This window comes from Nevskia soli (assembly GCF_903970205.1).
Taxonomy (GTDB): Bacteria; Acidobacteriota; Terriglobia; order Bryobacterales; family Bryobacteraceae; genus Bog-113.
In genome coordinates this window covers 1-4,033 of sequence record NZ_CAJCHS010000105.1, presented here as the reverse complement: position 1 = coordinate 4,033, position 4,033 = coordinate 1, and the positions used below count along the sequence as shown (strand labels likewise).

Below are 4,033 nucleotides of genomic sequence, written 5' to 3'. Positions count from 1 at the left end.
GGGTCGGGTGGGACGATCACGGGATTAAGCCGGTTCTTCGCGCGCGTGAGCCCCGCCACGGAGCTGGTATTGGCCGATCCCGAAGGCTCGGCGCTCGCCGGCATCATCCGCGAGGGGATGCCGGGCCCGGAGAGCTCGTATGCGGTGGAGGGCATCGGGCAGAATTGCATCCCGCAGATCGCCGATCTTTCGCGTGTCCGGAAAGCCTATTCCATCTCCGATTCAGAAAGCTTCGAGACCGCGCGCTCGCTGCTGCGCAATTTCGGGATTTTGGGCGGGTCGTCATCCGGATGCCTGGTCGCCGCGGCGATTCGTTTTTGCAAGGAGCAGACGGCGCCGAAGCGGGTGGTCACGTTCATCTGCGACACCGGCAACAAGTATTTCTCGAAGATGTACAGCGACTACTGGATGATCGACCAGGGCTACATCAAACGGCCGCAGACGGGCGACCTACGCGACCTGCTGACGCGGCGCTACGAAGAGGGCAGCCTGATCACGGTTTCGCCGGAGGACTCGCTGCTGGCGGCCTTCCAACGAATGCGGCTGGCGGATGTTTCGCAGGTGCCGGTGATTGATGAAGGCCAATGCGTGGGGATTCTGGATGAGTCCGATGTTCTCTTCGCGGTGCAGGGACATGAGAGCCGGTTCCGGCGGCCGGTGCGGACGGCCATGACGAGCCGTTTGGAGACGATACCGGCATCCGCGACGCTTGAAGATGTGGTGCGGATTCTGGACCGGGGCATGGTCGCGCTGGTGATCGAGGACGAGAAGTTCCTGGGGTTGATCACGCGTTCGGATCTGCTGGCGCACCTGCGGCGCCGGATGAAGTAGATAAACCGGATTCCGGCGCTTCTATAAGAGCTCCGCGAAAGCGCTAAGTCCGGAAACGGTCTCCGGTAATCCCTGGCGGATCAAAGTTTCCAGATATTGATCGATTGTGAAAGGTGGATTCTTTAACCTGAGGCGAACCTTCCGGACAGCGCCGCAGACCAGTCCTGACGCCAGGTTTAAGTGATTACACAAGAATTCATCGGGATGCTGAACGTTAATGCCGAAAGGGGCGAGAGCGTCTTCCGGGAAGTCTTTCAAATTTTGAGTTACGATAACGTCGCAGCGGCCCACGATCGCTGCGGCAAGAACGTGGCGATCATCCGGATCCGGGAGTTCGATGGACGGGACCAGAGACTCGTAGCCGGTGATCACTGAATCGCGCGTCGCTTTGTCCATCAGATCGCGGGTGCGTTCGAGCGCGGCGCGGTCGCGGTGCGGTTCGTTCCGCAGCAAAGCCTCGATCCACTCGCGGTGGATGTCCGCCGACCAATGTGCTTTGAATATGTCCGTGACCGCGAGTTGCAGAAGCAGATCACGAAGCGGCGCTGGGTAAAGTACGTTCGCGTCAAGCAACGCCGCGTAGTGACTCACGAACGGGCATAGCCCATATCGTTCTTCTGCGCTTCGGCGGCGAGCTCATCGAGCACGGCCTCGCGCTCACGGTCGATTTGGTTCTTATACGCCATCACATCTTCCATTCGGATACGGCGGTGCTTGCCGACTTTGCGGAAAGGAAGCGCGCGCTCGGTGAGCAGCTTGATTAAGAATGGACGCGAGACGTTTAGAACCGCAGCCGCCTGAACCGTGGTCAATTCGGCGTTCTCCGGAATGAGTGAGACTCCGCGGCCGGCAGCCATCGCGTCCAGGATATCTCTCAGGAGGGAGACGGCGCCCGCGGGTAATTCGAGGGGTTGCTCCTGGCCGGCATCCATCACGCGAAGAGTCAACGAGTGGTTCAGCCCCGCATAACGCGAAAGAAGCCGGCCCGAAGCACGGGCGACAGCAGCTTCCTGGTTGGTGGGGGCGAATTGGCGGTTTGGAGATTCAACGGCGGCATTCATGACACAAGCGTAGCACGGTCTTTTTGTTAAATGCAACAAGTGAAATGAACGAAACATGTGAAAAGAAGCGGCCGAACCCGAATGCCTTCCTCGGATAAGGCATTCTATTCTGTTATGATCTCGCTCCCACCAAACACCGGATTCGGCACCAAAGCCATCCACGCGGGCCAGCCACCCGATCCCACCACCGGCGCGATCATGACGCCCATCTACGCCACGTCGACCTACGTCCAGCAAAGCCCGGGGGTCCATAAGGGTTTCGAGTATTCGCGGAGCCACAATCCCACGCGATTTGCCTACGAACGCTGCGTGGCCGCTCTGGAGAACGGCACGCACGGGTTCGCTTTCGCGTCCGGGTTAGCGGCGATGGCGACCACGCTCGATCTGCTCGATTCCGGCGATCACATCATCTGCAACAACGATCTTTACGGCGGTACTTTCCGGCTCTTCGAGCGCGTTCGCCGCCGTTCCGCGGGGCTCTCGTTCACCTTCCTCGACCTGACCGATCCGGAGAGCGTGCGCACGGCGATTCAGCCGCGCAGCCGCATGCTCTGGATCGAGACTCCTTCCAACCCGCTTTTGAATCTGGTGGATTTGCAAGCCGTTGCCGCGATCGCGCGTGAACACGGGATGATCTCGGTCTGCGACAATACCTTCGCCAGTCCCTATCTGCAGCGCCCCATCGAACACGGCTTCGATATCGTGATCCACTCTGCGACAAAGTACCTGAACGGTCATTCCGATATCGTTGGCGGCGCGGCCGTCACCGGAAATGCCGAACTGGCCGAGCGCCTCACCTTCCTGCAAAATGCAGTCGGCGCAATCAGCGCTCCCATCGATTCATTTCTGGTCTTACGCGGGCTCAAGACGCTCCACCTTCGTATGCAGCGCCACTGCGAGAACGCGGCTCACTTGGCCGCTTGGTTGGAGCAGCACCCGCGCGTCGAACAGGTGATCTATCCGGGGCTCGAATCGCACCCGCAACATGCGCTGGCGCAGCGGCAGATGAGCGCTTACGGCGGCATGATCACGGCGATCCTACGCGGGGGCATCGAGAACGCGCGCAAGTTCCTGGAGCACTGCCGCGTGTTCGCGCTGGCTGAAAGCCTCGGCGGAGTGGAAAGCCTCATCGAGCATCCGGCCATCATGACGCACGCGTCGATACCGGCGGAGCAGCGCCGGGCGGCGGGGATCGGCGACACGCTGGTGCGGCTCTCGGTCGGCGTCGAAGATGTGGACGATCTGCAGGCCGACCTCGCGCAGGCTCTGGAGGCGGGCTACTGACCATGCTCCACATCATTCTGCTGTTGATTGCCGCGTTCTTCGCGGGTGCATTGAACTCTGTGGCGGGCGGCGGCAGCTTCCTGACGTTTCCGGCGCTGGTGTTCGTCGGATTACCGGCTGTCATCGCGAACGCGACCAGCACCGTCGCTCTCTTTCCGGGATCGTTCGCCAGCGTGTACTCGTACCGGCGCTCCTGGGGGCATCTGGAAGGCATCAGCTTGCGCGCCATGCTGATCATCAGCGTCGTCGGGGGAATGGTCGGAGCGGCGCTGCTCCTGGTAACTCCGGAAAACACGTTCGTGGCAATCACTCCCTGGCTCTTGTTATTCGCGACGCTCATGTTCGCTTTTGGCAAGCGCCTTGGGGCGGCGATCAAGCGGCACTTTCATTTCGGTTTCGCCGCCCTTTCCATCTCGCAGTTGATTATTGCGATTTACGGCGGTTACTTCGGCGGCGGTATCGGCATTTTGATGCTGGCCGCGTTTGCCGTATTCGGGATGACCCAGATCAACGCCATGAACGGCCTCAAATCACTACTGTCGGGAAGCTTAAACGCCGTTGCCGTCGTTGTTTTCGTGACGGCCGGTAAAGTCTACTGGCGCGAAGCTCTGATCATGATGTTAGCCGCCATTGCCGGAGGTTACTTCGGCGCGCTTTTCGCGCAGAAGCTGCCCGGCCAGGCGGTCCGGATCTTTGTGATTTGCACCGGCGCCGTAATGACCGTCTACTTCTTCTGGCACGCGTACGGCTGGGCGCTGTAAGGCGTTCACTTCGAGCAAATCGCCGCGATAAAGCGGTGATCGTCGGATTCGATGCTTTCCTCGATCTTCAGCCCGGCATGGTCTTCGATCAGCCAT

General features: G+C 60.3%; 5 protein-coding genes. 3 read left to right on the top strand and 2 right to left on the bottom strand.

Features of this window, described 5'->3' with window-relative positions; translation table 11 throughout:
* Positions 1-831: pyridoxal-phosphate dependent enzyme (locus tag H1Y01_RS04975; protein WP_180539167.1), on the top strand; the 831-nt coding region annotated here is incomplete at its 5' end.
* A gap of 21 nt (positions 832-852) precedes the next feature.
* Here the strand turns inward: H1Y01_RS04975 and H1Y01_RS04970 are convergent.
* The gene (locus H1Y01_RS04970) at positions 853-1,422 is read right to left on the bottom strand and encodes a PIN domain-containing protein (protein ID WP_180539166.1); all 570 of its coding nucleotides are present in this window, start codon (positions 1,420-1,422) and stop codon (positions 853-855) included.
* Complete coding sequence (locus H1Y01_RS04965; protein WP_180539165.1) at positions 1,419-1,892, bottom strand: excisionase family DNA-binding protein; 474 nt, start codon at positions 1,890-1,892, stop codon at positions 1,419-1,421. The genes H1Y01_RS04970 and H1Y01_RS04965 overlap by 4 nt, the downstream gene beginning before the upstream one ends.
* A gap of 114 nt (positions 1,893-2,006) precedes the next feature.
* On the opposite strand from H1Y01_RS04965, the gene H1Y01_RS04960 reads away from it, so the two are divergent.
* Together H1Y01_RS04960 and H1Y01_RS04955 are read left to right on the top strand one after the other, a co-directional pair.
* A complete protein-coding gene (locus H1Y01_RS04960) occupies positions 2,007-3,176 on the top strand; it encodes a cystathionine gamma-synthase (RefSeq protein ID WP_180539164.1) in 1,170 nt (389 codons plus the stop codon).
* A gap of 2 nt (positions 3,177-3,178) precedes the next feature.
* Complete coding sequence (locus H1Y01_RS04955) at positions 3,179-3,937, top strand: sulfite exporter TauE/SafE family protein (RefSeq protein ID WP_180539163.1); 759 nt, start codon at positions 3,179-3,181, stop codon at positions 3,935-3,937.
* The last annotated feature ends 96 nt before the right edge of the window (positions 3,938-4,033 follow it).

Excerpts from the sequence above, each read along its gene's own strand:
- H1Y01_RS04955 (WP_180539163.1), top strand. The coding sequence starts at position 3,179 with ATGCTCCACATCATTCTGCTGTTGATTGCCGCGTTCTTCGCGGGTGCA.
- H1Y01_RS04960 (WP_180539164.1), top strand. The coding sequence starts at position 2,007 with ATGATCTCGCTCCCACCAAACACCGGATTCGGCACCAAAGCCATCCAC.
- H1Y01_RS04965 (WP_180539165.1), bottom strand. The coding sequence starts at position 1,892 with ATGAATGCCGCCGTTGAATCTCCAAACCGCCAATTCGCCCCCACCAAC.